This window comes from Microbacterium sp. ZW3a, assembly GCF_057167165.1.
The window spans coordinates 1189856-1216096 of the sequence record NZ_CM169903.1 but is presented as its reverse complement, the minus strand read 5'-3'; the positions used below and the strand labels follow the sequence as shown (position 1 = coordinate 1216096).

The window sequence follows — 26241 nt, the reverse complement described above, 5'->3', positions numbered from 1 at the left end:
GAGGAGCTCGTCGGCTCTGATCCCCATCCGCTCGACCTGGCGCCGGGGAAGTGCGTCAGGGCGTGCGGCTGGGAATCACAGCCGGCGATCAGAACAGTCCCGGGATCACCTCCTGCTCCAGCTCGGCGTACGTCTCTTCGTTGCTCTCGGCGTAGGTGTTCCACGCCGTGGCGTCCCAGATCTCGGCGTGGGCTCCCACACCGGTGACGACCAATTCGCGGTCGAGGCCGGCGTAGGCGCGCAGCGCCGGGGGGACGGTGATGCGGTTCTGGCTGTCGGGCTTCTCGGCGCTGGCCCCCGAAAGGAACATGCGCAGGAAGTCGCGAGCCTGCTTGTTGCTGAGCGGCGCCTCGCGGATCCGCTCGTGGACGCGCTCGAACTCCTCGGTGCTGAACACGTAGAGGCAGCGGTCCTGCCCCCGGGTGATCACCACTCCGGCGCCGAGATCGTCTCGGAACTTCGCGGGCAGGATGACGCGACCTTTGTCGTCGAGCTTGGGAGTGTGCGTGCCGAGCAGCATTCGGGCGTCCACCCCCTTCGTCCGGCCTGCGAAGTTTCCCCCACTTTACTCCACTCACCTCCACTTCGCTAGAGAAATCCGCCCTCCGCCCGGGGGATTCGCGGCCGTGTAGAGTGCACGCTCCCCCGCAGATGGCGTGTCAGAACCGCGTGATTTCGCCCCGAGGGCGAGGGCGACGCGATCATCGCGGCCGCCGGTGGAGGAAAAGGGAGGCGCCGCAGCCCCCACCTTCATCACCCGGACGCTCACCCCGCGCCGGGCACACAAAAAAACACCGGCTCCGAAGAGCCGGTGTTTTGGATGAGGTGGAGGGGGTCAGCGTCCTTCGTTGCGGCGATCCCAGCGATCGTTCATGCGGTCCATGAACGACGCCCCCGAGGCACGGGGCGCCCGTGAGGTCGACGCGGAGTTCGCGCTGGGGAGGCGCGAGGAGTTCCGTGTCGGGGTGACGGCGAAGACCACCCCGCCCACCATGAGGAGGAACCCGACGACGCCGATCGCGATACCGAGGATGCCGGTGTTGAACCCGATCGAGACACCCGCGATGAGGGCGCCGAGGCCCGCGAGCACGAGGATGGAGCCGTACACGATGTTGCGATAGCTGAGGGCGCGCCCGGGAGCGGTCACGACGTCGGCGTCGTTGCTCATGAGATGGCGTTCCATCTCGTCTAGCAGACGCTGCTCCTGTTCGGAGAGTGGCATGCATCCCCCTCTATTGCTCAGTGCGTTCGATTCTACGCGGGGCGTGGATCACTAGGCTAGGCCCGTGGTGACCTCCCCGGAACCGATCGAGGCTGTTTCTCAGCGACTCGACAAGTTCGTTTCTGAGCAGATATCGTACGCCTCCTCTCTGGGATCGGAGGCAGAGACGATGACCCGGGCGGGAGCGGCCTCCCTGCGCGGAGGAAAGCGGCTGCGCGCACGGTTCCTGCTCACCGGTCGACGCGCCATCGATGAGGTCTCCCCCGAGCCCGCGGCCGCCTCTGACGACGCCGCGATCGGCGTCGCCGCCGCCCTGGAGGTCTTTCAGGCAGCGGCCCTCGTCCACGACGACCTCATCGACAACTCCGACACCCGGCGCGGGCAGCCCGCCGCCCACCGGGCACTGGAGGCCACCCACCGCGAGGCGGGCTGGGCCGGCGATGCCGAGACCTTCGGCCGGTCCGCCACGGTGCTCCTCGGAGACCTTTTGGTGGCGTGGAGCGACGACCTCCTCGAGGAGTCGCTCGACGGTGTGGGGACGGCCGCCGCGACGCGCCGGCAGTACGCCGAGATGCGCCGAGACGTGACCATCGGGCAGTTCCTCGACGTGGCGGAGGAGTCGGCCTACGCCGTCCACGCCGACGAAGCTCACGCCGAGCGCGCGCTGCGGGTGGCGTCCTACAAGTCCGCGCGGTACAGCATCCAGAAGCCGTTGCAGATCGGCGCGGCCCTCGCCGGCGCCGACGACGCGCAGCAGGCCGCCCTCGCTCGGTTCGGACACGACATCGGCATGGCGTTCCAGCTCCGCGACGACGTCCTCGGCGTCTTCGGCGACACCGCCGTGACCGGCAAGCCCTCCGGAGACGATCTGCGCGAAGGCAAGCGCACGGTTCTGGTCGCCTACGCGCGCCAGGGTCTCCCGGCGCCGCGTCGCGCGGAGTTCGACGCGCTGCTCGGCGACCGCACGCTCGATAGCGCGCGCATCCGTGACCTGCAGCACATGATCGTGTCGACCGGCTCGCTCGCGCGCACCGAGAAGCTCATCGCCGAGTACGAGCGCCGCGCCGAAACCGCCCTCGACGGGGCGCCGCTGGGCATCGGCGCCGTGGCCGAGTTGCGGGCGCTCGCCCGCGCGGCGACGCAGCGCTCGTCCTGACGGAGCCGGACGCCGGGATCAGGCCAGGCTCGCCGCTACGCGGCGCACCTCGCTCTTACGACCGGCCAGAAGCGCCTCGATCGGGGCGACCCCGATGGACTCTTCGGGAGTCAAGAGCCAGTCGATCGTCTCGTCGGCGTCGAAGCCGGCGTCGTGCAGCACCATGATCGTGCCGCGCAGCGACGGCAGCGGACGATCGTCGACGATGAACACCGCGGGAACGCGCAGCACACCGTCACGGCGGGAGCCGACGAGGAAGCTGTCGTCGAGCAGTCGGCGGACGCGCCCGAGCGGCTCGCCCAAGATCTCCACGAGGTCGGGAAGGGTCAGCCAGTCGGTCGCGTAACGGGATGTCTCGGTCACGATGCCACTATCTCATTCCCCGACGCCGTCGAGGGGCCGGGGCCCCGTGCTCACTTCCGTCACACGAGCACCACGCGTTGACATCCGCACCTCGTCGTGCGACCGTTTCGGCCAGTCGGAAGAACGGATCCCCCACCATGCGACGACTCCCCTCCTCCCCCCTGCCCTCGCGCACCCGCGCCGTCTGGCCGGCCGCGGTCGCTGGCACGATCGCTCTCGCCCTCTCGGGCGAGAACGCCGCGCACGCCGCTCCCCCCACCCCGGCGCTGGCGTCCGTGCCCCCGACCCCGCGCATCGCGGGCACTCCGGCGCTCACGGCCGTCGGCGCGCCGATCTCGTACACGGTTCGGCCCGGCGACACGGTCTGGGCCATCGCCCGGGCCCACGGGCTCGACACCGCGGCCGTCCTGGCGGCCAACGGCTTAGACTCCTCGAGCATCATCCGCCCCGGCCAGGTGCTCGCGCTGGCGACGCCGACGGCCGCGACACCCCCGGAGGCGCCCGCACCGGCTCCTGCCGCAGCGCCCCGCACCCACGAGGTGCGCCCCGGCGACACCGTTTCGGCCATCGCGGCGTCTACCGGCGTCTCCCTCGACGCCGTCCTCGCGGCCAACGGCCTCACGCGCGCCTCGATCATCTACCCCGGCGAGATCCTCGAGATCCCCGCTCCGGCCGACACGGCGGGGGCCGCCCCCGCGTCCGCCGTAGCGACGACCGCTCCGGGACTCGACGCCGAACAGTCCGAGAATGCCCGCCTCATCATCCGCATCGGCCGGGAACTCGGCGTTTCCGACCGTGGCATCCTGATCGCCCTCGGCACGGCGATGCAGGAATCCTGGCTGCGCAACCTCGAGTGGGGCGACCGTGACTCGCTCGGCCTGTTCCAGCAGCGCCCGAGCAGCGGTTGGGGCAGCCCCGACCAGATCCGCGACCGTGACCGGTCGACGCGCGTGTTCTACGGCGGCGCCTCCGACCCCAACGGCTCCGCCACGCGCGGATTGCTCGACATCGCCGGATGGGAGACCCTGTCGTACGCCGATGTCGCGCAGGCCGTGCAGATCTCGGCGTACCCCGACCGCTACGCGCAGTGGGAGCAGCCGGCGACGACCTGGCTGGCCGTTCTGGGGTGAGCAGACGGTGAGCCGTTCCCCCGGCTCCCAGGGGGCGCTCCGTAGACTCGACACGTGAGCACGAGTCAGCAGGCCGACCCGCTGATCGGTCGTCTCGTCGACGGCCGATACCGGGTCCGTGCGCGCATCGCGCGCGGGGGGATGGCGACGGTGTACGTCGCCACCGACCTGCGCCTCGAACGCCGCGTCGCGCTGAAGGTCATGCACGGGCACCTCAGCGACGACACCGTCTTCCAGAGTCGGTTCATCCAGGAGGCGCGTTCGGCCGCTCGCCTGTCGGACCCGCACGTGGTCAACGTCTTCGACCAGGGCCAGGACGGCGAGATGGCCTATCTGGTCATGGAGTACCTGCCCGGCATCACCCTGCGCGAACTCCTGCGTGAGCACCGCCGCCTCACCGTCGATCAGACCCTGACGATCATGGATGCCATCCTCTCGGGGCTGGCCGCGGCGCACCGTGCCGGGATCGTGCACCGTGACGTCAAGCCCGAGAACGTGCTGCTGGCCGAAGACGGCCGCATCAAGATCGGCGACTTCGGCCTTGCGCGCGCCACGACGGCCAACACGGCCAGTGGAGCACAGCTGATGGGCACGATTGCCTACCTGGCCCCCGAACTGGTCACCCGCGGCACCGCGGACGCCCGCAGCGACATCTACTCGCTCGGCATCATGCTGTACGAGATGCTCGTCGGCGAACAGCCCTACAAGGGCGAGCAGCCGATGCAGATCGCCTACCAGCACGCGACCGATTCGGTGCCGCGTCCGAGCGCGAAGAACCCGGGCGTGCCCGAGCAACTCGACGAACTCGTCCTGTGGGCCACCGAGCGCGAGCCCGCCGAACGCCCGATCGATGCCGCGGCGATGCTCGACCGCCTGCGCGAGGTCGAGAAGGAGCTGGGCCTTGCCCCCCAGGTGGCCCGGGCAGTGGCGGTCGGCACCGCTTCACCGGCCAGCGGTGCGGAGTCGCGCGAGCTCACCAAGGTTCTCCCGCAGACCGCGACCGTGCCCTCCGCCCCGGTCGACGACGCCGACAACGCCACGCGCCTGCGCGCGCGCACGCGCAGCGGCACGACCCGCGGCATGTGGTTCTTCGCCCTGGTGCTCATGCTCGCGGCGGCCGCCGCCGGCACCGGCTGGTGGTTCGGTTCGGGTCCGGGGTCCCTCGTGGCGGTGCCCGATGTGTCGCGCATGACTCTCGCCGACGCGGAGGCGCTCCTGAGCGAGCAGCAACTCGCCGCTCAGGCGCAGGAGGTCACCGATCTCGAGATCCCCTCCGGCACGACGGTCGGCTCCGATCCGGCGATGGGCACGCGCCTCGACAAGGGCACGGTGGTCACCGTGTTCGTCTCGATCGGCCCTGCCCCGCACGACATCGAGGGGCTGGGAGGTCGGCCGGCCGACGACGCCCGCGGCATCCTGAACGCCGCGGTGGTGACCGTCGGCGACGACGCTCGCGAGTTCTCCGATGCCGACGAGGGCACGGTGCTCGCGGTCACTGTCACCCCGCGCGCGGGCGGAGAGCCGTTCGCGTGTACCGACGGCTGCACCGTCTACGAGGGCGACTCCGCGTCGATGCTGGTCTCCAGCGGCCCCGTGCCCGACGTCACCGGACTCGGCGTCGACCGGGCGGTCCGCGAGCTCGAAGCCGCGGGACTCCAGGTGTCGGGCGATCGCCCCACCGAGTACAGCAACTCGATCGATGAAGGCGCGGTCATCGGCATCCTGGATCGACCCGAGGACGGCAACTGGCGCCCCGGTGAGACCGTCACCCTGCTGATCTCGGAGGGCCCGCGGCCGATCGTCGTGCCCGATGTCTCGGGCCGTACGGTCGCCGAGGCGATGGACGCGCTCCGTTCCGCCGGCTTCGAGCCGGGCACGGCTCTGCCCGAACTGGTGTGGGGCATCTTCACCGTCAGCCGCACCGATCCCCAGCCGGGAACGAGCCACCGCCCCGGCACGTCGGTGCGGGTGTTCAGCACCGGCTGATCCGCCCGACTCAGACGAAACGCCCCCGGTCGAGGACCGGGGGCGTTCTGTCTGGGCGCGTGGCCGCGGGTCAGCGCTTCTCGAGCTCCTCGGCAACGAGGAAGGCCAGCTCGAGGCTCTGACGGTGGTTCAGACGCGGGTCGCACAGGCTCTCGTACCGCGTGGCGAGGGTCGCCTCGTCGATCATCTCGGACCCGCCGAGGCACTCGGTGACGTCGTCGCCGGTGAGTTCGACATGGATGCCACCGGGGTGCGTGCCCACCTGGCGGTGCGCGTCGAAGAACCCGCGCACCTCGTCGACGACGTCGTCGAAGCGACGGGTCTTGTACCCGGTGGGCGTCGTGATGCCGTTGCCGTGCATCGGGTCGGTGACCCACAGCGGAGTCGCCCCCGAGTCGCGGACGGCCTCGAGGAGCGGGGGCAGGGCGTCACGGATCTTGCCCGCCCCCATGCGAGTGATGAAGGTCAGGCGACCCGGCTCGCGCTCGGGGTCGAGCTTGTCGATGAGCGCCAGCGCCGTCTCGGGCGTGGTGGTCGGTCCGAGCTTCACCCCGATGGGGTTGCGGATCTTGGAGAAGTAGTCGACGTGCGCGCCGTCGAGTTCGCGCGTGCGCTCACCGATCCACTGGAAGTGCGACGACGTGTTGTACGGCAGCCCCGTGCGCGAGTCGATACGCGTCATCGGGCGCTCGTAGTCCATGAGCAGGCCCTCGTGGCCGGTGTAGAACTCCACGCGCGTGAGCTCGTCGAAGTTCGCTCCCGCGGCCGCCATGAACTTGATGGCCCGGTCGATCTCGGCGGCCATGCTCTCGTAGGCCTGGTTGGCGGGGTTGCTCGCGAAGCCCTTGTTCCAGCTGTGCACCTCGCGGAGGTCGGCGAAGCCGCCCTGCGTGAAGGCGCGGATGAGGTTCAGGGTGGATGCCGCGGTGTGGTAGCCCTTGAGCAGTCGCGCGGGGTCGGCCTTACGGGACTCTTCGGTGAAGTCGTACCCGTTGACGATGTCGCCGCGGTACGCGGGCAGAGTGACCTCGCCGCGGGTCTCGGTGTCGCTGGAGCGCGGCTTGGCGAATTGGCCCGCCATGCGGCCCATCTTCACCACCGGCATCGACGCGCCATAGGTGAGAACGACGGCCATCTGCAGCACCGTCTTGATGCGGTTGCGGATCTGCTCGGCCGTGGCGCCCGCGAAGGTCTCGGCGCAGTCGCCGCCCTGGAGGAGGAACGCCTCACCGGCGGCGGCGCGCGCCAGGCGGTCACGGAGGTTGTCGACCTCGCCGGCGAAGACGAGCGGCGGGAGGGTGGCCAGTTCGGCGGATGCCGCGGCCACCGCGGCCTCGTCATACCACTGCGGCTGCTGCTTGATGGGCAGGGTCCGCCAGTGGTCGAGGTCGTGGAGCTGCTGATTCACCCCTGAAGTCTAGTGGCGCGCCGACGGCGCCTTCGCCGCCTGCGCCGTGGCCAGACGGTCTTTCACCGTAGAGGCGTAGACGTCTTCGTAACGCTGCTCACCGAGACGCTGGAGAGCCACCATGATCTCGTCGGTGACCGAGCGCAGGATGTAGCGGTCGCTCTCCATACCCTCGAAGCGCGAGAAGTCCAGGGGCTCTCCGATGACGATGCCCACGCGGCCCACGCGGGGAAGGCGCTGCCCGATCGGCATGACCGCTCCGGTGTCGACCATCACGACGGGGATGACGGGGACACGTGCCTCCAAGGCCATGCGCGCGATGCCCGTGCGCCCCCGGTACAGCGTGCCGTCGGGGCTGCGCGTGCCCTCGGGGTAGATGCCGAGCAGCTCACCGCGGCCGAGCACCCCGAGGCCGGTGTTGAGCGAGGCTTCGGAGGCCTTTCCTCCCGAGCGGTCGATGGGCAGCTGACCCGTGGCGGTGAAGAACACCCGCGTGGCCCACCCCTTCAGGCCGCGCCCGGTGAAGTAGTCGCTCTTGGCGAGGAATGCCATGCGCCGGTCGATCATGAGCGGCAGGAAGATCGAGTCGGAGAACGACAGGTGGTTGCTGGCGAGGATTGCCGCGCCCTCCCGGGGGATGTTCCGGCGGCCCACGATCCACGGGCGGAACACGGCCTTGATGACCGGACCGATGACCACGTACTTCATGAGCCAGTAGAACATCGTCAGCGCTCCTTCCCGGCGAGGTCGGCGACCCCGATGAGACCGGCGTCGTTGCCCAGTCGCGCGATCGTGAACTCGGCCACCGGACGATCACCGTATCCCGGAAGCGACGTCTCGTACGCCAGCTTCACCGGCGCGAGGAGGTCGGCGCCCAGTTGGGCCACGCCACCGCCGATGACGAAGAGCTCGGGATCGAGCACGGCCTGGAATCCCCCGCACGCCTCGCCGAGGGCCGTGGCCACGCGGCGCAGGGCCTCCACGGCACCCGGGTCGCCGGCCAGCACCAGACGCGAGACCGCGGGTCCCGGGATCGCGCCCTTCTCCGCGCGCACCGCCGCGAGGGCCGCACCGATGCCGGGCTCGTCCGCGATCGCGTTGGCCTCGCGCTGCAGCGCACGGCCCGAGGCGTACTGCTCGAGGCATCCATTCTGTCCGCACCCGCACGGGTGACCGCCGCGCACGAACCGCATGTGGCCGAGTTCGCCGCCGATGCCGTGCCCGCCGCGGAAGAGCTCCCCGTTCGTGACGACCGCACCGCCCACGCCGGTGCCCATCGTCAGCATGACCATGTCGCGCACGCCCCGGCCGGCACCGAACCGGTACTCGCCCCACCCGGCCGCGTTGGCGTCGTTCTCGATCGTCACGGGCGCGTCGAGGCGGTCTTCGAGCCGCGCGCGCAGCGGCTCGTTGCGCCAGTCGATGTTGGGGGCGTAGATCACGGTGCTGCGGTCGGAGCTGATGAAGCCCGCGGCAGCCACCCCGATCGCGTGCACGTCGTAGGCGCGGCGGAGGTGGTCGGCCATGTCGACGACGGCGTCGACGAGAGCCGCCGGGTCGATGGGGGTGTCCACCCGGAGCTTCTCGACGATCGTGCCGTCTTCCTCGACGACGCCACCGGCGATCTTCGTGCCTCCGATGTCGATACCGACGTTGCGCACCGCGCTCCCCTCCGGCCCGCCCCGCGGCACGGCCCACGGCAGTCTAGCCACCGTCGTCCGGCCACGCCGAAACCCGCCGACCGGCGGTTGCGCCGACCCGTGCGACTAGACTCTCCCCACCGATCGACCTTCTTTCCGGTACACAAAGGAGTTGCCGTGATCCAGTTCGACCTTCCCGCCGTCGTCCCTGCCGACCCGTCTGCGAATGTCTCCGACCTGCTTGCCGATCGCGTTGCCGCGACACCGGATCGTGCGCTCTTCGCCGTCCCAGACGGAGGTGGATGGCGCGACGTGACGGCGCGCGCGTTCGAGCAGCAGGTCATCGCCCTCGCGAAGGGCTTCATCGCCGCCGGCATCCAGCCCGGTGAGAAGGTGGCGTTCATCGCCCGCACCACCTATGACTGGACGCTCGTCGATTTCGCGCTCTTCTACGCCGGCGCGGTGATGGTGCCCGTGTACGAGACCAGCTCGCCGACACAGATCTCCTGGATTCTGTCGGACTCGGGGGCGATCGCCGCGATCGTGGAATCCTCCGACCACGGTCAGCGACTCGACGAGGTGCGCAGCGACCTCCCCCTCGTGCGGGACGTCTGGGCCATGCACGCCGGCGACCTCGACGCTCTGGTGACGCGCGGCGCCGACATCGACGACGCCGAGATCGCGCGGCGCCGGGCGATCGCCAACGGCTCCGACATCGCGACCCTCATCTACACGTCCGGCTCGACGGGCCGACCGAAGGGGTGCGTCCTCACCCACGCCAACTTCGTCGAGCTGGCCCGCAACTCCGCCAAAGCCCTGCACGAGGTGGTCGAGACACCGGGGTCCTCGACCCTGCTGTTCATCACCACGGCGCACGTGTTCGCGCGGTTCATCTCACTGCTGAACGTGCACGCCGGCGTCAAGACCGGCCATCAGCCCGACACGAAGCAGCTGCTGCCCGCGTTGGGCAGCTTCCGTCCCACGTTCCTCCTGGCCGTGCCGCGCGTGTTCGAGAAGGTCTACAACTCCGCCGAGCAGAAGGCGGAGGCCGGCGGAAAGGGAAAGATCTTCCGGGCCGCCGCGGCCGCGGCGATCGAGCACTCCGAGCGTGAGCAGGACGGAAAGTCCATCCCCCTGCTGCTGAAGATCAAGTTCGCCCTGTTCGACAGGCTCGTGTACTCGAAGCTCCGGGAGGCCATGGGCGGACGCGTCGTGTACGCGGTCTCGGGTTCGGCTCCCCTGGGTCCGCGCCTCGGTCACTTCTTCCGCAGCCTCGGCGTCGTGATCCTCGAGGGCTACGGCCTCACCGAGACCACCGCGCCCGCAACAGTCAACCTCGCCACGAAGTCGAAGATCGGCACGGTCGGCCCCGTGCTCCCCGGCGTGAGCGTGCGCCTGGCCGACGACGGCGAGATCCAGGTGCGCGGCGTCAACGTCTTCTCGGAGTACTGGCGCAACCCCGAGGCCACCGCGGAGGCCTTCGACGGCGACTGGTTCAAGACGGGCGATATCGGGTCGTTCGACGCCGACGGCTTCCTCACGATCACCGGGCGCAAGAAAGAGATCATCGTCACCGCGGGAGGAAAGAACGTCGCCCCCGCCGCCCTCGAAGACCCCATTCGGGCGAACCCCATCGTGGGTCAGGTCGTCGTGGTCGGCGACCACAAGCCGTTCATCTCGGCGCTGGTGACCCTCGACCCCGAGATGCTGCCGACGTGGCTGTCCAACAACGGGCTGCCCGCCGACATGTCCCTCGCCGACGCCGCGACCAACGAGAAGGTGCGAGCCGAAGTGCAGGCCGCGATCGACCGGGCCAACACTCACGTCTCGCGCGCGGAGTCGATCCGCAAGTTCACGATTCTGCCGACGGAGTGGACCGAGGCCAGCGGTCACCTCACCCCCAAGATGAGCATCAAGCGCAACGTCATCGTCGCCGACTTCGCCGACGCGATCGAGGACATCTACGCCGTGCCGATCAACACCTCGAACCTGTCGCTGCCCTGACACGCTCCCCCGCTCGTCGCGAAAACAGGCGGCGAGACCGAAACAGGCCGATCCCGCGGGGATCGGCCTGTTTCGTGGCATCGCCTGTTCTCACGACACGACGATGGCGGGACGACACCCGCGAATGTCTCAGAACCAGTCGCTCTCGCGGATCTGCCGCATCGCCTCACGCCGCGTCTCGGCGGGAAGACGCGTGAGGTAGAGCTTTCCGTCGAGGTGGTCGGTCTCGTGCTGCAGCGCCTGAGCGAGCAGCCCCTCCCCCTCGAGAACGACCTCGTTGCCGTCGAGGTCGGTCCCCACGACCTTCGCCCAGGGGTACCGGACCGCGTCGTGCCAAAGGCCAGGCACCGAGAGGCATCCTTCCCCCACGAGCTGCGGCTCGCCGCGCGTCTCGACCAGCACCGGGTTCAGGACGTATCCGATGTCGCCGTCGATGTTGTAGCTGAACGCGCGCAACCCGACACCGATCTGCGGTGCGGCGACGCCCGCGCGACCGGGGGGCTCGACGGTGTCGAGGAGATCACGCACGAGGGCACGGATGCCGTCGTCGATCTGGTCGATCGGCGCGCTGGGCGCGCGGAGGACGGGGTCGCCGAACAGGCGAATGGGCCGGACCGTCATGCCGCCGCCACCGGCGATCGCAGGTCTTCGACCACGGCCGCGGCGATCTCGCGCGCAGCCTGGCGGGTGGTGGGCTGGAGATCGCGGAACGCGATGGCGCTGCCCGCGGCGATGTGCGCGTCGTAGGGCAGGCGGATCACCGCGCGCACGCGCGTGCGGAAGTGCGCCTCGAGTTCGCTCTCGCGCACCAGCGGAGCTCCCGGCCGGGCGTTGTTCAGCACGACGACCGCTTTGCGGACCCGATCGGCGTAGCCGTTCGTCTCGAGCCAGGTGAGGGTCTCGGAGGCCAGGCGTGCCTCGTCGACCGACAGACCGGCGACGACCACGAGCGAGTCGGCGAGCTCGAGGGTCGCCTCCATCACCGAGTGGACGATACCGGTGCCGGTGTCGGTCAGCACGATCGAGTAGTAGTGCGCCGCGACGTCGGCGACCTGGCGGTAGTCGGCGTCGCTGAAGGCCTCGGACACGCGAGGGTCGGAATCGGATGCCAGGACGTCGAGGCGCGTGGCATCCCGGGCCACGATCGACGAGACATCGCCGTACCCGCCGACCTCGTCGTGCGCGCGCACCAGGTCGCGAACGGTGCGGCCGTTCGCGCGCCCGACGCGGTCGGCGAGCGTGCCGCGATCGGGGTTGGCGTCGACGGCGATCACGCGATCGTCGCGCGCGTCGGCGAGGGCCATTCCCAGGAGGGAGGTGACGGTGGTCTTTCCCACCCCGCCCTTGCGGGAGAGGACGGGGACGAACCGGGCCGCACCCGAAAGCGGCGCGGCGATGCGACGGTCGAGGTCTTTGCGCTGACGCGCGCGACGACCATCGCCGAGATTGATGCGGTGACCCGAGACGGAATACACCAGCTGCTGCCACAGGCCCTCGGGCTCGGGACGCGCGATCTGGCGGGGGTCGAGCAGACGATCGGCGGTGAGGAGCTCGGAACTCTCCCGCGCGTCGTCGACCTCGCCCAGGCGCTTGGAGGTGAGCGTGACGTCTGTCCCCGGCGTGTGGACCCGTTCACTCGCGTGCACGCGAGCCGACCGGGCAGCATCGTCGACCTGGTGCGCTTCGCGGCGGGTCAACGGCAGCGTGCCGATGGCGCCGGTCGCGGCACGCTCGGCCCGCGTGAGCGGCACGGACCCGGTGAGGGGAGGAACGGCGGCCTCGGGTACGGCGGCCTCGGGCGCAGCCTCGGGTACGACGGGCTCGGGTGCGGGAAGGGACTCTGCGGCAGAGGGCTCGGCGGCGGGGGCCTCGGGCGCGGCGGGGGCCTCGGAGGCGGGATCCGGCTCCGGCTCCCGCTCGACGGTGAGGGATGCCGAGGCCACCGGCTCGTCGGAGACGGGCTCGTCTGCGTCCGCGATGTCGGCGTCGTCAAGGTCTGTGTCCTCGACGTCTACGTCCTCGACCTCTGCGTTCGCGACGTCTGCGTCCGCGGCGTCTGCGTCGTCGATCGCCGAGGCCTCGACGGCGGCCTCATCGATGTGTGCGTCCTCGTGGGCGGGGGTGTCGACACCGTCGACGGCGTCGGCATCCTCACCCACCGGCGTCTCGACGGGAACGGGAACCTCGGACTCGTCACTCGCGACGGCGGCGTGCGCGCCATGCTCGTCGTGCACGATGTCGGCATCCCGCACGTCGTCGGTGACGTCGGCCTCGGCGGCCTCGTCGTGCGGCTCGAGGATGATGTCGCCGGTCGGAAGCTCCTCGACCACGTGGTCGTGCGTCACGGGAGCGGACTCGGTGGGGGCGGGATCCGGCACGTGCGTGAGGGGCGGCATATCGTCGGGGTCGGGAACGTGAACGATGCCCACGACCTCGAACGCGCGAGACTCGGCGTCGATGACGGGCAGCTCGTGTTCGACCACGTCGGTGTCGTCGACGTCGTCGTCCTCGGCCACCGGGAGGTCGACGTTAACCTGCGCGATGTGTCCGCCGAGCATGCTGATACTGGCCGTGTCGAGAGTGCCGCTGTGGTCGAGGACGCCGTGTTCGGCGCCCTCGTCAGGGGTCTCGTCGGTGCGGTCGGGGGTCACTGCAGTCTCCAAACGGAAAGGGGGCGCGAAAAGCGCCCCCTCTCAGGCTACTGCGCGGGACGGACGACGAGCAAAAGGTCTCCGGCCTCCACCTGCTGGGTCGCTCCGACCGTGAGCCTCTCGACCACGCCGTCGATGGGGCTCGTGATCGCGGCCTCCATCTTCATCGCCTCGATCGACGCAACGGCCTGCCCCGCCGAGACCCGGTCGCCCACGGCGGCCTTGAGAGTCACGACCCCCGAGAACGGCGCCGCGACCTGACCGGGCTTGGAGGTGTCGGCCTTCTCGGCCTGCCGCGCCTCGACATCGATCGATCGGTCGCGCACGAACACCGGGCGCAGCTGCCCGTTGAGCGTGGTCATGACCGTGCGCATGCCCTTGTCGTCGGCGTCGCCGATGGCCTCGAGCCCCACGAAGAGCTGCACACCGCGTTCGATCTCCACCGTGTGCTCGCCCCCGGGCCGGAGTCCGTAGAGGTAGTCGGCGGTGTCGAGGACGCTCAGATCGCCGAACCTCTCGCGCATCTCCCGGAAGGTACGCGTGGGTGCGGGGAAGAGCAGAGCGTTCAGACGGTCGCGGCGCGTCGCCGAGTCGCCCGCGAGGGCCGCCGAGTCGTCGTCGGTGAGCGACGTCACGCCGATCTTGACCTCACGGCCGGCGAGCACCTTCGTGCGGAACGGCTCGGGCCACCCGCCGGGGAGGTCGCCGAGCTCGCCCGCCATGAACGACACGACCGAATCGGGAACGTCGTACTTCTCGGGGTTGCGCTCGAAGTCGGCCGGGTCTGCCTTGACCGCGGCGAGGTGGAGCGCCAGATCGCCCACGACCTTCGACGACGGCGTCACCTTGGGCACGCGTCCCAGGATGCGGTCAGCCGCGGCGTACATGTCTTCGATCAGCTCGAAGTCATCGGCGAGGCCCAGGGCGATGGCCTGCTGACGAAGGTTGGAGAGCTGTCCGCCCGGGATCTCGTGGTGGTACACGCGCCCGGTCGGGCCCGGAAGCCCCGACTCGAACGGGCGGTAGAGGTGGCGCATCGCCTCCCAGTACGGCTCGAGGTCGGACACCGCCGACAGGTCGAGTCCCGTGTCACGCTCGGTGTGCGCGAGCGCGGCGACCAGCGCCGAGAGCGACGGCTGGCTCGTGGTGCCCGACATCGGTGCGGCGGCCGCGTCGACGGCATCCGCCCCCGCCGCCGAGGCGGCGAGCAGGGTCGCGAGTTGACCACCGGCGGTGTCGTGCGTGTGCACGTGAACGGGCAGATCGAAGCGCTCGCGCAGCGCCGAGACCAGGCGTGCCGCGGCCGCCGGACGCAGGAGGCCCGCCATGTCTTTCACCGCGAGCACGTGTGCGCCCGCCTCGACGATCTGCTCCGCGAGACGCAGGTAGTAGTCGAGCGTGTAGAGATCTTCCTTCGGGTCGAGCAGGTCGCCGGTGTAGCAAACGGCCACCTCGGCGACCGTGGTACCGGTCTGCAGCACGGCGTCGATCGCGGGGCGCATCTGCGCGACGTCGTTGAGCGCGTCGAAGATCCGGAAGATGTCGACCCCGGATGCCGCGGCCTCGGCGACGAAGGCATCGGTCACCTCAGTCGGGTACGGGGTGTAGCCGACGGTGTTGCGGCCGCGCAGGAGCATCTGGATCGCCACGTTCGGCAGCGCCTGGCGGAGCGCGTCGAGACGCTCCCAGGGGTCTTCGCCGAGGAAACGGAGGGCGACGTCGTAGGTCGCGCCTCCCCAGGCTTCCACCGACCACAGCTCGGGGGTGAGGCGAGAGACGTAGGGCGCTACCCGCACGAGGTCGCGGGTGCGGACGCGGGTGGCCAGAAGGGACTGGTGCGCGTCGCGGAAGGTCGTCTCGGTCACCGCGAGGGCCGTCTGCTCGCGGAGGGCGCGGGCGAAGCCCGCGGGTCCGAGCTCGAGCAGGCGCTGACGCGATCCCGCCGGAGCCGGTGCCGTGAGGTCGAGCGCCGGAAGCTTCGCCCCCGGGTCGACCGAGAGCGGGTTCTCGCCGTTCGGGCGGTTGACCGTGGTGTCCACGAGCCACGACAGCACCTTGGTGCCGCGGTCCTTCGACTCGCGACCGCGCAGCAGCTCAGGACGCTCGTCGATGAACGACGTGCTGAGATCACCGGCGACGAAGGCGGGATCGTCGAGCACGGCCTGAAGGAACGGGATGTTCGTCGAGACCCCGCGGATACGGAACTCCGCCAGGGCCCGGCGCGCGCGGGCGACCGCCGCGCCGAAGTCGCGACCACGGCACGTGAGCTTGGAGAGCATCGAGTCGAAGTGCGGGCTGATCTGGGAACCGGCCGCGGTGGTTCCGCCATCGAGACGGATGCCGGCACCGCCGGGCGAGCGGTACGTGGTGATCTTGCCCGTGTCGGGACGGAAGCCCTGCGTCGGGTCTTCGGTGGTGATGCGGCACTGGAGCGCCGCTCCGCGCAGACGGATCTGGTCTTGCGTGAGGTGGAGGTCGACCAGGGTCTCCCCCGCCGCGATGCGCATCTGCGACTGCACGAGGTCGACGTCGGTGACCTCTTCGGTCACGGTGTGCTCGACCTGGATGCGCGGGTTCATCTCGATGAAGACCACCTCGCCGGTGCGGGGACCGGCCGTCTCGAGGAGGAACTCCACGGTGCCGGCGTTCTGGTAGCCGATCGACCGGGCAAAGGCCACGGCGTACCGGTGCAGATCCTCGCGCACCGCGTCATCGAGGTTCGGCGCCGGGGCGATCTCGATGACCTTCTGGTGACGACGCTGCACCGAGCAGTCCCGTTCGAACAGATGGACCGTCTCGCCCGTGGCATCCGCGAGGATCTGCACCTCGACGTGCCGCGGACGCTGGACGGCCTGTTCGAGGAACATCCGCGGGTCGCCGAAGGCGCTCTGGGCCTCGCGCATGGCCTCGGCGAGGGCCGGGGCCAGCTCACCGATCGACTCCACGCGCCGCATGCCACGCCCGCCACCGCCGGCGACCGCCTTGGCGAAGAGGGGGAAGCCGATCTCGGGGGCCTGGGCGACGAGCGCGTCGACATCACCGGAGGCGGCCGTCGAGCGCAGGACCGGCACTCCGGCGGCGATCGCGTGCGTCTTCGCCGTGACCTTGTTGCCGGCCATCGACAGCACTTCGGCGGACGGGCCGATGAAGGTGATGCCGTTGGCGGCCGCCTTCTCGGCGAGTTCGGGGTTCTCCGAGAGGAAGCCGTACCCCGGGTAGATGGCATCCGCCCCGCTCTCGCGGGCGACACGGATGATCTCGTCGACGTCGAGGTAAGCCCGCACGGGGTGACCCCGCTCACCGATCTGGTAAGCCTCGTCGGCCTTGAGGCGGTGGAGCGACGACCGGTCCTCGTAGGGGTAGACCGCGACGGTGCGGGCGCCGACCTCGTAAGCGGCGCGGAACGCACGAATCGCGATCTCTCCGCGATTGGCGACCAGGATTTTGGAGAACATGCGCACCTCACGTCACGCTGGCGGAGCTGAATGTGCTCACAGCCTAGGGGAAGGTAACGTAGACGCTCGTGCACGTACTCTCCGTCAGCTCTTTGAAAGGCGGGGTCGGCAAAACGACCGTGACGCTCGGGCTGGCCTCCGCCGCCTTCGCGCGTGGCGTTCGCACTCTCGTCGTCGACCTCGACCCGCAGTCCGATGTGTCCACCGGCATGGACATCCAGGTCGCCGGCCGTCTGAACATCGCCGATGTCCTCGCCAACCCGCGCGAAAAGGTCGTGCGCCAGGCGATCACCTCGAGCGGCTGGGCCAAGGTGCACCCGGGCACGATCGACGTGCTGATCGGCAGCCCCTCGGCGATCAACTTCGACGGCCCGCACCCGAGCGTCCGCGACGTGTGGAAGCTCGAAGAGGCCCTGGCCACGATCGAATCCGACTACGACCTCGTGCTCATCGACTGCGCACCCTCGCTGAACGCGCTCACGCGCACCGCGTGGGCGGCGAGCGACCGCGTCATCGTCGTCACCGAGCCCGGCCTGTTCTCCGTCGCCGCCGCCGACCGCGCCCTCCGCGCCATCGAGGAGATCCGCCGCGGCCTCTCGCCTCGCCTCCAGCCGCTGGGCGTTGTGGTCAACCGCGTGCGCCCCCAGTCGATCGAGCACCAGTTCCGCATCAAAGAGCTGCGCGACATGTTCGGCCCCCTCGTGCTGAACCCGCAGTTGCCCGAGCGCACGTCACTGCAGCAGGCACAGGGTGCGGCCAAGCCCCTGCACGTCTGGCCCGGCGACTCCGCGCAGGAGTTGGCCGCCGACTTCGACGCGCTGCTCGACCGGATCGTGCGCACCGGCCGCATCCCGGTCGCGGGCGACGCTCCGCAGGCGTAGTCCTCTCGAGAAACGCCGTTCTCGGCGAGAAACGCCCTCTCTCTGCGTTTCTCGTTCGGAACGGCGTTTCTCGTCGAGGCGCCGAACGAAAGAGAACCCCGGATGCCGTGGCATCCGGGGTTCTCGTGTCTGTGGGGCCGCGTCAGGCGGTACGCGCAGCGCGGCGGGCGGCGAGTTCGTCGACCGTCTCGGCGGTGGCGGATTCGAAGTCGACGAGGGTGGACTCCACTTCACGGAGCACCTTGCCGACCGCGATGCCGAACACCCCCTGGCCGCGGCTGACGAGGTCGATGACCTCGTCGTTCGAGGTGCAGAGGTAGACGGAGGCACCGTCGCTCATGAGCGTCGTTCCGGCGAGGTCGCGGATCCCCGCGGCCCGCAACTGGTCGACCGCGGTGCGGATCTGCTGCAGCGAGATTCCGGTGTCGAGCAGACGCTTCACGAGCTTCAGCACGAGGATGTCGCGGAAACCGTAGAGGCGCTGCGAGCCGGAACCGCTCGCTCCGCGAACGGTGGGCACGACCAGTTCGGTGCGAGCCCAGTAGTCGAGCTGACGGTACGTGATTCCCGCGGCGCGCGCCGCGACTGCGCCGCGATAGCCGGTGTCGTCGTCCATCTCGGGCAGACCGTCGGTGAAGAGGAGTTCGGTGGCGAACCGGGGTTCACCGAGTGCATCGCCAGCGTTCATGCTCGCGTTCCTCCTCATCGGCTCGTTGCTTCCACGCTAGATCAGCGAGGGGTCCCCGGCAACGACATCCGCTCCGAGGGGGTCGGCGTGTCGCGGTCAGGAGAGAACCCGGTCGATGGCCTCGCGCACGAACACCGTACGCACCTCGTCGAGGCGCGCGGCGAGCTCGGGCGCGAGCTCGCTCGCCCGCGCGCGGGAGGCCGCATCGGGGCGACGGAGCAGGGCGGCGAGGGCCGATTCGACGAGGGATGCCTCGCGTTCGGCGCTCTGCCGGAGCGAACGCACGTGACGGGGCTCGATGCCGTGCCGATCGAGGGCGACGAGCGTGCGGAGAAGGGCCACCGTCTGCTCGGGATAGGTCTCGGCTCCGGCGATGACACCGGTGCTGATCGCATCGTTCAACAGCTGGGGAGCAGCGCCCGCGGCCGACAGCAGTTCGTCGCGACGGTAGCGACGCGGGGCCGTCGTCATCGACGGGATCGAGGTGGGCGGCGCGGGATTGCGGCCGGCATCGACGTCGGCGAGGTAGTCCCGGATGACCGCCAGCGGCAGGTAGTGGTCGCGCTGCAGGGTCAGAGCCAGACGCAGGCGCTCGAGGTCGGCCGGCGAGAATTTGCGGTAGCCCGAGTCCGTGCGCGTGGGCGACACAATTCCCTGCACCTCCAAGAAGCGCAGTTTGCTGGAGGTGAGCGCAGGAAAATCGGGGGTCAGGCGCGCGAGCACCTGTCCGATACTCAGCAGCCCCGAGGCCGACGGACGACCGCGGGCGGGGGCTGCCGCCATCAGTGCTCTGCCGGCGGAAGGTCGACCGGCGAACCGAAGAAGTTGAGGCGGAACTTCCCGATGCGCACCTCGGAACCGTTCACCAGCGCGGAGCGATCGACGCGCTCACCGTTGACGTAGCTGCCGTTGAGGGAGCGCTGGTCGACGATCTCGAACGCGGTGCCGGTGCGGGTGATCTCGGCGTGACGACGCGAGACGGTGACGTCGTCGAAGAAGATGTCGGCCTCGGGGTGGCGCCCGACGGTGGTCACGTCGGTGTCGAGAAGGTACCGCGCACCGGTGGTGGGGCCCGAGCGGACGATCAGCAGGGCGACACCCGAGGGCAGCGCGTCGATGGCCTCGAGCTCGGCCTCGGTGAGGTCGGCACCGAAGGGGACGAAAGAGAGATCGGCGTCATGGCCGAAGGTCTGGGTCGTGTCGTGCGAGCGAACCGGCGCGGCGGCGTCGGCGGCGCGGCGAATGTCGTCACGCTCGAATCTGCGGGTCTCGTCCACGGCTTCTCCTTCTTCTCCACCATAGCCGACCGCTTCCGAGCCGGAGCGGTCGATCGACCCTCGCGAAGGTCGGGGAATGAACGTTTCATCCACCATCGCTGGGGCGAACCGTCGTTCGGGCAACGGTTCGGGACGACGGGGGACACTCGAACCTATCGACCCGGGGTGGGACGTGTCGAGTCCGCATCACCCCGGGACATCTCGCGTCCCGCGGTCGACGCTCCCAGGCCCCGCTCGACCGGCCTCGTTAGGCTCGGAGGGTGACTTCCTCCTCCGCGCCCCTCGCCGCGCCGCGCCGGCGTCTGCTCCCCGCCCTCCTGGTCGCCGCCGCCGTCGCGCTGGCTGCGCTCGTCGTCCCCGCGGCCCCGGCGTTCGCGCACGACGAGTTGGTGTCCACCGACCCCTCCGCCGACGCGGTGCTCGATGCTCTTCCCGGGCAGATCACGCTGACCTTCAGCGCCGACATCCTGGATGCCGAGGGCTCGACGGTCGTGCAGGTCACCGACGCCTCGGGAGCCTCGCTCACCGACGGCGCCCCGACCGTCTCGGGCATCGACGTGACGCAGGCGCTGGCGGGCCCGGCATCCGGAGCCGTCACCGTGGTCTGGCGCGTGGTTTCCAGCGACGGCCACCCCATCGACGGAACGTTCTCCTTCACCGTTCCGGCGGCCCCGAGCCCCACGGCGACCCCCACGCCCACCTCGACCCCGACGGCCGTCCCCTCCCCCGAGCCGACGGTGACCGTCACGGCCACGCCGACCCCCGCCGAGACCGCCGCCCCGGCCTCTCCCCTGCCGTGGATCCTGCTCGCGATTGCCCTCCTCCTCGTCGTCGGCGCGCTGGTCTGGCTGTTCGTCGCTCGAGGCCGTCGCGGCTCGTCCGACAACGGTTCCGCGGGCACCGCCGGACGCTAGGCTGAAACCATGCCTCATTACGATCTGGTCATTCTTGGTGCGGGTCCCGGCGGGTACGTCGCGGCCGTTCGCGGCGCGCAGCTGGGGCTGTCGGTCGCGGTCGTCGAAGAGAAGTACTGGGGTGGTGTGTGCCTGAACGTGGGGTGCATCCCCTCCAAGGCGCTGCTGCGCAACGCCGACCTCGCGCACACGTTCCACGCCAAGGCCGACCTGTTCGGCATCTCGGGCGACGTGCACTTCGACTTCGGTAAGGCCTTCGACCGCTCGCGCTCCGTCGCGGCCGGTCACGTCAAGGGCATCCACTACCTGATGAAGAAGAACAAGGTCACCGAGTACGAGGGCCGCGGCCACTTCGTCGACGACCACACGCTCGACGTCGCCATGGCCGACGGCTCGAAGGAGCAGGTCACCTTCGACAACGTCATCGTCGCCACCGGTTCCACCGTGCGACTCCTCCCCGGAGTGACCCTGTCCGAGAACGTCGTCACGTACGAAGAGCAGATCCTCACCCGCGAACTCCCCGAGTCGATCGTCATCGTCGGCGCCGGCGCCATCGGCATGGAGTTCGCCTACGTCATGACGAACTACGGCGTGAAGGTCACGATCATCGAGTTCCTCGACCGCGCGCTCCCCAATGAAGACGCCGAGGTCTCGAAAGAGATCCAGAAGCAGTACAAGGGGTACGGCGTCGACATCCTCACCTCGACCAAGGTCGACTCGGTCACCGACCACGGCGACAAGGTCACCGTCGCCTACACCGCCAAAGACGGTTCGACCGGCTCGATCGACGCGGGCCGCGTGCTCATGTCGATCGGCTTCGCACCCAAGGTCGATGGCTTCGGCCTCGAGAACACCGGTGTGAAGCTCACCGAGCGCGGGGCCATCGACATCGACGACCACATGCGCACGAACGTCCCGCACATCTACGCGATCGGCGACGTCACCGCCAAGCTCCAGCTCGCGCACGTCGCCGAGGCCCAGGGTGTCGTGGCGGCCGAGACGATCGGCAACGCCGAGACCCAGACGCTCGGCGACTACCGCAACATGCCCCGCGCCACCTTCTGCAACCCGCAGGTCGCCTCGTTCGGCCTCACCGAGCAGCAGGCCCGCGACGCCGGTCACGACATCAAGGTCGCCAAGTTCCCCTTCTCGGCCAACGGCAAGGCGAACGGCCTGGGCGAGCCCGTCGGCTTCGTCAAGCTCGTCGCCGACGCCGAGACGCTGGAGCTCATCGGTGGACACCTCATCGGCCCCGACGTCTCCGAACTGCTCCCCGAGCTGACGCTCGCGCAGAAGTGGGACCTCACCGCCCTCGAGGCCGCCCGCAACGTGCACACCCACCCGACGCTGTCGGAGGGTCTGCAGGAAGCCTTCCACGGCCTCACGGGGCACATGATCAACCTCTGATCAGGCCACGCACGACGGCCCCCGTCCCGCTCTTCGGAGCGGGGTCGGGGGCCGTCGTCGTGTCGGAAGCCTCAGCGACCGAGGGCGCGAGCCAGTTTCGACCCGGATGCCGCCGGGCGGCCTCCCGCGGCGAACACCGCCGCATCGACCGCCGCGAACAGCGCGGCGCGTCCGGCGTCGTCGGCCGGGCCCGCGGGGCCGAGCTCGACCTCCCACTCGCGCCACTCCGACTCCACGCCGCGACGCTCGTCGCGGGCGCGCACGCGGTCGTCGACGAACTCGGCGACCAGGTCGCCGTCGGCATCGAGCAGGGCGTAGGCGGTGCGGTGGTTACGCACGCGCGCGAGCGGCAGGAACGGGCCGCGCGCCCAGTGCGCAACGGCATCCTGAATCTCGTCGGGGACCACGGGGTCGGCCTCGGGGTCGCCGATGTCGCCGAGCGGCCACTGCGTCTCGGAGCGTCCGCCGACCGCGGGCGCCTTCACGTGCCACCCCTCGTCGGGGCCGCCCTGCCGACGTCGCACCGCCACACCGGCCCGCGCGAGGTCGGCGTCGGCGGTGTCGACGTACCGGGCGTCGAGGTCTCGCGCCTCGGCGTCACCGACGCGCGCGACCCCCGGAATACCCGACCAGTCGGGAAGAAGTGTCTCGGTCTCGACGTCGTACTTCGACTCGACCTCGACCGACGACTCCCCCGGTGCGGCTGCGCTCAATCGTCGCGCTCGTTCGCGTCGGGGTTGATGTCTTCGGTCTCTTCGACGAAGACGAAGACCGCCTGCGTGGGGCCGTCGGCGTCACCGGTGTTCTCGAGACCGCCCTCGCGACGGTAGACGAGCTGACCCTCGCTGTAGGGCATGATCAGCGTTTCATCGGACTCGTTCTCGAGCGGGAGCGCCTGCCCGTCGAGCGGGCCTCCGGTCAGTCGTGCGATAGCCATGGGCCCAGCGTAGACCGGGGCACCGACACCGGCCCGCTCCTTGACAGCGCTCACCTAGACTCGCTCGGGTGACGAGGACGGATCTGCCGGGCGATCTCCCCTTCGTGCTCCTCGCGACGCGCGCCCAGGACGAACCGGCCGACGAGGAGTACGCCCTCTTCCTCCGCTTCACGGGACTGCCGCCCGAGAGACTCCGTCGAATACGGCTCGAGCGAGATCCGATGCCCGAGCTCGATCTGGATGCCGTGTCCGGCATCCTCGTGGGCGGGAGCCCCTTCAACGCGTCGGACCCCTGGGAGAAGAAGTCGTCCGTGCAACGGCGGGTCGAGGCGGAGATGGCCCAGCTCGTCGACGAGGTCGTCGCGCGCGACATCCCCTTTCTCGGCGCCTGCTACGGCGTCGGCACCCTCGGCACGCACCTGCGCGCACCCATCGACGGCACCTACGCCGAACCGATCGGCGTCGTGGACGTCACCGTGTCGAACGCCGGCCGCACCGACCCGCTGCTGGCGAGATTGCCCGAGACCTTCGCCGCCTTCGTCGGGCACAAAGAGGCGATCACCGTCCTCCCCGAAACGGCGACGCTGCTGGCATCCTCCCCCACCTGCCCCGTGCAGATGTTCCGGGTGGGCGAGAACGTCTACGCCACGCAGTTCCACCCCGAGCTCGACCTGGACGGCATCGTCACGCGCATCCACGCGTACGCGTCCTTCGGCTACTTCGGCGCCGACGAGCTCGACCTCACGCTGGCGGCGGCGCGCCGCGCCCCCGTCACCGCGACCGGTGGCATCCTGCGCGCGTTCGTCGAGCGCTACGCCCGCTGAGGGGGCTGCCGTCGCACGATCGGCACCGTGGCCGTCATCGCCGGCTGCACCCGTCGCAGGTGCGGCTCGAGACCGAGGTCGACCAGCACGAGGCGCCCGGAAAGCTCCGGCCCCCGCCCGCGCAGCAGACCGGCCTTCACCGCCCCGAAGGTGACCGTGACGTCGGCGGGAAGCACGGCCGCATCGGCGGCGCCGTCATCGGGATGGAGCCCGCTGGGGACATCGACCGCGACCACCCGCAGACGTCGATCGAGCACGGCCGGGAGCAACGACTCGACGACCGCCCGAGCGGTGCCGCGGAGGCCCGAATCCGTCGATGCGCCGATGCCCAGGATGCCGTCGAGCACGAGGACATCGTCCCGCGCGGACGCGCAGATCTCCGAGGCATCCCGGAGCCGCGCTCCCGCGCCGACCGCCGCATCCAAAGCCTCCCGATGCACGCGATCGTGGGTCAGGACGATGTCGACGCGGGACGCGGTCGCGGCGAAGCCCGCCACGGCATAAAGGGCGTCCCCGCCGTTGTCGCCGGCGCCGACGAGCACGAGGACCGCTCCCGGGGTCTGGGCGAGCTCCTCCTCCACGACGACGGCGAGAGCGGCGGCGGCTTGCCGCATGAGCGGTCGCCCCGCGGCGAGCAGCGGGCCCTCGGCCGCACGCACCGCGGCGGCGGTGTAGGCGATGGCGCGATCGGTCATGCGGCGATCCTCCACCGGCGCACGCGCGCTCAGTCCTGGGCGGTGCTCTTGGCCACCGCCGCGCGTTCCTCGGCCTCGGCCTCGCGGGCGGCGTCGAGCTCACCGACAGCGGACTGCACCGCGACCTCCGCGCGGCGCACGCGGAACTGTGTCAGGGAGGCGGCACCGAATTTCGCGTGCACGCGATCCTCGTCTTCCTCGTGGCCCATGGTGATCCAGGCCCCGGCGATGAGGATCACCTGGCTCGAGAAGTTCAGCCACAGCAGCAGGGCGATGAGCGACGCGAAGACGCCGAGGAGCGGGTTGCTGGACGCCCCGCTGACGAACAGGCCCGACAGCTGCTGGAGCACCACGAGACCGATGCCACCGAGCAGCGCTCCGCGCAGGAGCGTGGACCGACGGACGCGGACGCCCGACAGCAGGGCGTAGGCGGCGGCGATGACCGCGGTATCGACCGCGAGCACGACGAGGGTGGAGATCGCCCACGTGAGGATGGCGGTGAGCCACGAGTCGGCGGAGAGTCCCAGCCACTCGCGGACGAAGGTCAGCCCCGCCGTGGCGAAGACGGTCACGCCGGCGGCCGCGGCCAGGGCCGCGCCGATGCCGATGGCCAGCACGAGGTTTCGGAGGAGCACCCACACGATGAACATGTCTTCGGTGGTCACGCCGGCGATCTGGCGCAGCGCCGAGCGCAGGGATCCGATCGCGCCGATCGCGGCCCCGACCAGACCGAGCGAACCCAGGACGCCCGCGATCGTGAAGCCCGCGGGCGCATCGATCTCGGCCACGTCGATGAGACCGTCCGGACCGACCAGGCCCGGGATGACACCGTCGACCGCCCGGACCAGGGCGTTCAGCCCCTCGGGATTCCCGGAGAGCCACAGGGCCGCGAACGAGAAGCCGATCAGCACGCCCGCGAAGACGCTGAACAGGGTGCGATACGTGACGCTGTCGGCGAGCATCGGCCCCCGCGCCCGGGAGTAGACCAAGTACGCGCGCACGATTCGTCGTCGCAGTGCCCACGCAATGGCGCGACGGAGGAGACCAGCCATGTTCCCAGGTTATGCGGCGCGCGGAATATGGAGGTGAGGGGTTGACCGCGCGCGCACCATCACCGAGCACGATCCGGATGCCACGCCCCAACACTCACGCGACCTCGCCGAGCAGCACCCACCACGTGCCGACCAGCAGCGGCGGCCCGAAGGCGAATGTGGCGCGGCGGGCCCCGGACAGCAGGACCCCGGCCGCGGCGGCCCCGCCGCACGCGAAACCGATGACGAGCCCCGAGACGACGGCATCCGGGCCGAACCACCCGAGGTGCGCGCCGACGAGAGCGGCGAGCGTGACGTCACCTCCCCCGAAGGCCGCGGGCCGGGCGAGATGCAGCGCCAGACAGACGACGAACGCGGATGCCGCCCCGCCCCACACCCCTGCGATGCGCGACGCCTCGTCGACGGCGAGCGCCGCCGCGGTCAACAACGCGAGCGCGACGGCCAAGGCCGGCAGAACGAGGGCGTGCGGAAGCCGGTGGTGCCGCGCGTCGATGACGGCGAGCACGACGCTGACCGCGGCGAACACGGTCAGGGCGACGCCGAACACGCGG

The 26241-nt window shown here is 70.2% G+C and carries 25 protein-coding genes; 8 read left to right on the top strand and 17 right to left on the bottom strand.

Annotated features, from left to right (window positions below):
• Nucleotides 1–88 precede the first annotated feature (88 nt).
• Entirely contained in the window at nucleotides 89–520 is a 432-nt protein-coding gene (gene mraZ, locus ACU6WY_RS05635; protein ID WP_483821860.1) for a division/cell wall cluster transcriptional repressor MraZ, read from the bottom strand.
• 315 nt (nucleotides 521–835) lie between these two features.
• Entirely contained in the window at nucleotides 836–1222 is a 387-nt protein-coding gene (locus ACU6WY_RS05630; RefSeq protein WP_483821473.1) for a DUF3040 domain-containing protein, read from the bottom strand.
• Nucleotides 1223–1286: 64 nt separating this feature from the next.
• Between ACU6WY_RS05630 and ACU6WY_RS05625 the strand changes: the two genes are divergently transcribed.
• On the top strand, nucleotides 1287–2378 hold the full coding sequence (locus tag ACU6WY_RS05625; protein WP_483821472.1) for a polyprenyl synthetase family protein: 1092 nt from the start codon (nucleotides 1287–1289) through the stop codon (nucleotides 2376–2378).
• A gap of 18 nt (nucleotides 2379–2396) precedes the next feature.
• Here the strand turns inward: ACU6WY_RS05625 and ACU6WY_RS05620 are convergent, their stop codons facing one another.
• A complete protein-coding gene (locus tag ACU6WY_RS05620) occupies nucleotides 2397–2741 on the bottom strand; it encodes an Rv2175c family DNA-binding protein (protein WP_483821471.1) in 345 nt (114 codons plus the stop codon).
• A 137-nt stretch (nucleotides 2742–2878) separates the two neighbouring features.
• On the opposite strand from ACU6WY_RS05620, the gene ACU6WY_RS05615 reads away from it, so the two are divergent.
• The gene (locus ACU6WY_RS05615) at nucleotides 2879–3871 is read left to right on the top strand and encodes a LysM peptidoglycan-binding domain-containing protein (protein WP_483821470.1); all 993 of its coding nucleotides are present in this window, start codon (nucleotides 2879–2881) and stop codon (nucleotides 3869–3871) included.
• Between the two features lie 54 nt (nucleotides 3872–3925).
• Nucleotides 3926–5857, top strand: a complete 1932-nt coding sequence (pknB, locus tag ACU6WY_RS05610; protein ID WP_483821469.1) for a Stk1 family PASTA domain-containing Ser/Thr kinase — start codon at nucleotides 3926–3928, stop codon at nucleotides 5855–5857.
• A gap of 70 nt (nucleotides 5858–5927) precedes the next feature.
• Here pknB and ACU6WY_RS05605 read toward each other — a convergent pair whose 3' ends face one another.
• From ACU6WY_RS05605 to ACU6WY_RS05595, 3 genes are read right to left on the bottom strand one after another with little or no spacing between them, the layout of a single operon-like run.
• Nucleotides 5928–7265, bottom strand: coding sequence for a class II 3-deoxy-7-phosphoheptulonate synthase (locus ACU6WY_RS05605; protein ID WP_483821468.1), 1338 nt, complete (start codon nucleotides 7263–7265; stop codon nucleotides 5928–5930).
• A 9-nt stretch (nucleotides 7266–7274) separates the two neighbouring features.
• Entirely contained in the window at nucleotides 7275–7988 is a 714-nt protein-coding gene (locus tag ACU6WY_RS05600; protein ID WP_483821467.1) for a lysophospholipid acyltransferase family protein, read from the bottom strand.
• A gap of 2 nt (nucleotides 7989–7990) precedes the next feature.
• The gene (locus tag ACU6WY_RS05595; protein WP_483821466.1) at nucleotides 7991–8926 is read right to left on the bottom strand and encodes an ROK family glucokinase; all 936 of its coding nucleotides are present in this window, start codon (nucleotides 8924–8926) and stop codon (nucleotides 7991–7993) included.
• 156 nt (nucleotides 8927–9082) lie between these two features.
• On the opposite strand from ACU6WY_RS05595, the gene ACU6WY_RS05590 reads away from it, so the two are divergent.
• Nucleotides 9083–10909 carry an AMP-dependent synthetase/ligase gene (locus ACU6WY_RS05590; protein ID WP_483821465.1) on the top strand — a complete coding sequence of 609 codons (1827 nt, stop codon included), beginning with the start codon at nucleotides 9083–9085 and terminating at the stop codon, nucleotides 10907–10909.
• Between the two features lie 129 nt (nucleotides 10910–11038).
• On the opposite strand, the gene ACU6WY_RS05585 is transcribed toward ACU6WY_RS05590, so the two are convergent.
• The 3 genes from ACU6WY_RS05585 to ACU6WY_RS05575 are packed head-to-tail and all read right to left on the bottom strand — an operon-like array spanning nucleotide 11039 to nucleotide 17015.
• Nucleotides 11039–11530, bottom strand: a complete 492-nt coding sequence (locus tag ACU6WY_RS05585; protein ID WP_483821464.1) for a peptide deformylase — start codon at nucleotides 11528–11530, stop codon at nucleotides 11039–11041.
• Complete coding sequence (locus tag ACU6WY_RS05580; RefSeq protein WP_483821463.1) at nucleotides 11527–13560, bottom strand: MinD/ParA family ATP-binding protein; 2034 nt, start codon at nucleotides 13558–13560, stop codon at nucleotides 11527–11529. The genes ACU6WY_RS05585 and ACU6WY_RS05580 overlap by 4 nt, the downstream gene beginning before the upstream one ends.
• A gap of 47 nt (nucleotides 13561–13607) precedes the next feature.
• Nucleotides 13608–17015 (bottom strand): pyruvate carboxylase, encoded by a 3408-nt coding sequence (locus ACU6WY_RS05575; RefSeq protein WP_483821462.1) that lies wholly within the window; start codon nucleotides 17013–17015, stop codon nucleotides 13608–13610.
• A gap of 68 nt (nucleotides 17016–17083) precedes the next feature.
• Between ACU6WY_RS05575 and ACU6WY_RS05570 the strand changes: the two genes are divergently transcribed.
• A complete protein-coding gene (locus ACU6WY_RS05570; RefSeq protein ID WP_483821461.1) occupies nucleotides 17084–17896 on the top strand; it encodes a ParA family protein in 813 nt (270 codons plus the stop codon).
• Between the two features lie 142 nt (nucleotides 17897–18038).
• Here ACU6WY_RS05570 and ACU6WY_RS05565 read toward each other — a convergent pair whose 3' ends face one another.
• From ACU6WY_RS05565 to ACU6WY_RS05555, 3 genes are all read right to left on the bottom strand, one after another.
• Complete coding sequence (locus ACU6WY_RS05565) at nucleotides 18039–18584, bottom strand: MerR family transcriptional regulator (protein ID WP_483821460.1); 546 nt, start codon at nucleotides 18582–18584, stop codon at nucleotides 18039–18041.
• A 96-nt stretch (nucleotides 18585–18680) separates the two neighbouring features.
• Nucleotides 18681–19367: a transcriptional regulator FtsR gene (ftsR, locus tag ACU6WY_RS05560; RefSeq protein ID WP_483821459.1), complete on the bottom strand. Its 687-nt coding sequence runs from the start codon at nucleotides 19365–19367 to the stop codon at nucleotides 18681–18683.
• A complete protein-coding gene (locus tag ACU6WY_RS05555; RefSeq protein ID WP_483821458.1) occupies nucleotides 19367–19861 on the bottom strand; it encodes an FHA domain-containing protein in 495 nt (164 codons plus the stop codon). The genes ftsR and ACU6WY_RS05555 overlap by 1 nt, the downstream gene beginning before the upstream one ends.
• Before the next feature lie 260 nt (nucleotides 19862–20121).
• On the opposite strand from ACU6WY_RS05555, the gene ACU6WY_RS05550 reads away from it, so the two are divergent.
• Together ACU6WY_RS05550 and lpdA are read left to right on the top strand one after the other, a co-directional pair.
• Nucleotides 20122–20775, top strand: coding sequence for a copper resistance CopC family protein (locus tag ACU6WY_RS05550; RefSeq protein WP_483821457.1), 654 nt, complete (start codon nucleotides 20122–20124; stop codon nucleotides 20773–20775).
• A gap of 9 nt (nucleotides 20776–20784) precedes the next feature.
• Entirely contained in the window at nucleotides 20785–22182 is a 1398-nt protein-coding gene (gene lpdA, locus ACU6WY_RS05545) for a dihydrolipoyl dehydrogenase (protein ID WP_483821456.1), read from the top strand.
• 71 nt (nucleotides 22183–22253) lie between these two features.
• Here the strand turns inward: lpdA and ACU6WY_RS05540 are convergent, their stop codons facing one another.
• The gene (locus ACU6WY_RS05540; RefSeq protein ID WP_483821455.1) at nucleotides 22254–22895 is read right to left on the bottom strand and encodes a CYTH domain-containing protein; all 642 of its coding nucleotides are present in this window, start codon (nucleotides 22893–22895) and stop codon (nucleotides 22254–22256) included.
• The gene (locus tag ACU6WY_RS05535; protein WP_483821454.1) at nucleotides 22892–23119 is read right to left on the bottom strand and encodes a response regulator; all 228 of its coding nucleotides are present in this window, start codon (nucleotides 23117–23119) and stop codon (nucleotides 22892–22894) included. The genes ACU6WY_RS05540 and ACU6WY_RS05535 overlap by 4 nt, the downstream gene beginning before the upstream one ends.
• Nucleotides 23120–23187: 68 nt before the next feature.
• Between ACU6WY_RS05535 and ACU6WY_RS05530 the strand changes: the two genes are divergently transcribed.
• On the top strand, nucleotides 23188–23943 hold the full coding sequence (locus tag ACU6WY_RS05530) for a glutamine amidotransferase (RefSeq protein ID WP_483821453.1): 756 nt from the start codon (nucleotides 23188–23190) through the stop codon (nucleotides 23941–23943).
• Here the strand turns inward: ACU6WY_RS05530 and ACU6WY_RS05525 are convergent.
• From ACU6WY_RS05525 to ACU6WY_RS05515, 3 genes are all read right to left on the bottom strand, one after another.
• Complete coding sequence (locus ACU6WY_RS05525) at nucleotides 23931–24638, bottom strand: NAD(P)H-hydrate epimerase (RefSeq protein WP_483821452.1); 708 nt, start codon at nucleotides 24636–24638, stop codon at nucleotides 23931–23933. The two genes, ACU6WY_RS05530 and ACU6WY_RS05525, sit on opposite strands and share 13 nt — an antisense overlap.
• Before the next feature lie 29 nt (nucleotides 24639–24667).
• Complete coding sequence (locus tag ACU6WY_RS05520) at nucleotides 24668–25690, bottom strand: YihY/virulence factor BrkB family protein (protein WP_483821451.1); 1023 nt, start codon at nucleotides 25688–25690, stop codon at nucleotides 24668–24670.
• Between the two features lie 94 nt (nucleotides 25691–25784).
• On the bottom strand, nucleotides 25785–26237 hold the full coding sequence (locus ACU6WY_RS05515) for a prepilin peptidase (RefSeq protein WP_483821450.1): 453 nt from the start codon (nucleotides 26235–26237) through the stop codon (nucleotides 25785–25787).
• Nucleotides 26238–26241: the final 4 nt, after the last annotated feature.

What these genes read in the sequence shown, in the direction of transcription:
- mraZ (WP_483821860.1), bottom strand. Translation starts at nt 520, where the DNA reads ATGCTGCTCGGCACGCACACTCCCAAGCTCGACGACAAAGGTCGCGTC.
- ACU6WY_RS05630 (WP_483821473.1), bottom strand. Translation starts at nt 1,222, where the DNA reads ATGCCACTCTCCGAACAGGAGCAGCGTCTGCTAGACGAGATGGAACGC.
- ACU6WY_RS05615 (WP_483821470.1), top strand. Translation starts at nt 2,879, where the DNA reads ATGCGACGACTCCCCTCCTCCCCCCTGCCCTCGCGCACCCGCGCCGTC.
- ACU6WY_RS05600 (WP_483821467.1), bottom strand. Translation starts at nt 7,988, where the DNA reads ATGTTCTACTGGCTCATGAAGTACGTGGTCATCGGTCCGGTCATCAAG.
- ACU6WY_RS05585 (WP_483821464.1), bottom strand. Translation starts at nt 11,530, where the DNA reads ATGACGGTCCGGCCCATTCGCCTGTTCGGCGACCCCGTCCTCCGCGCG.
- ACU6WY_RS05575 (WP_483821462.1), bottom strand. Translation starts at nt 17,015, where the DNA reads ATGTTCTCCAAAATCCTGGTCGCCAATCGCGGAGAGATCGCGATTCGT.
- ACU6WY_RS05565 (WP_483821460.1), bottom strand. Translation starts at nt 18,584, where the DNA reads ATGAACGCTGGCGATGCACTCGGTGAACCCCGGTTCGCCACCGAACTC.
- ftsR (WP_483821459.1), bottom strand. Translation starts at nt 19,367, where the DNA reads ATGGCGGCAGCCCCCGCCCGCGGTCGTCCGTCGGCCTCGGGGCTGCTG.
- lpdA (WP_483821456.1), top strand. Translation starts at nt 20,785, where the DNA reads ATGCCTCATTACGATCTGGTCATTCTTGGTGCGGGTCCCGGCGGGTAC.
- ACU6WY_RS05535 (WP_483821454.1), bottom strand. Translation starts at nt 23,119, where the DNA reads ATGGCTATCGCACGACTGACCGGAGGCCCGCTCGACGGGCAGGCGCTC.
- ACU6WY_RS05525 (WP_483821452.1), bottom strand. Translation starts at nt 24,638, where the DNA reads ATGACCGATCGCGCCATCGCCTACACCGCCGCCGCGGTGCGTGCGGCC.
- ACU6WY_RS05520 (WP_483821451.1), bottom strand. Translation starts at nt 25,690, where the DNA reads ATGGCTGGTCTCCTCCGTCGCGCCATTGCGTGGGCACTGCGACGACGA.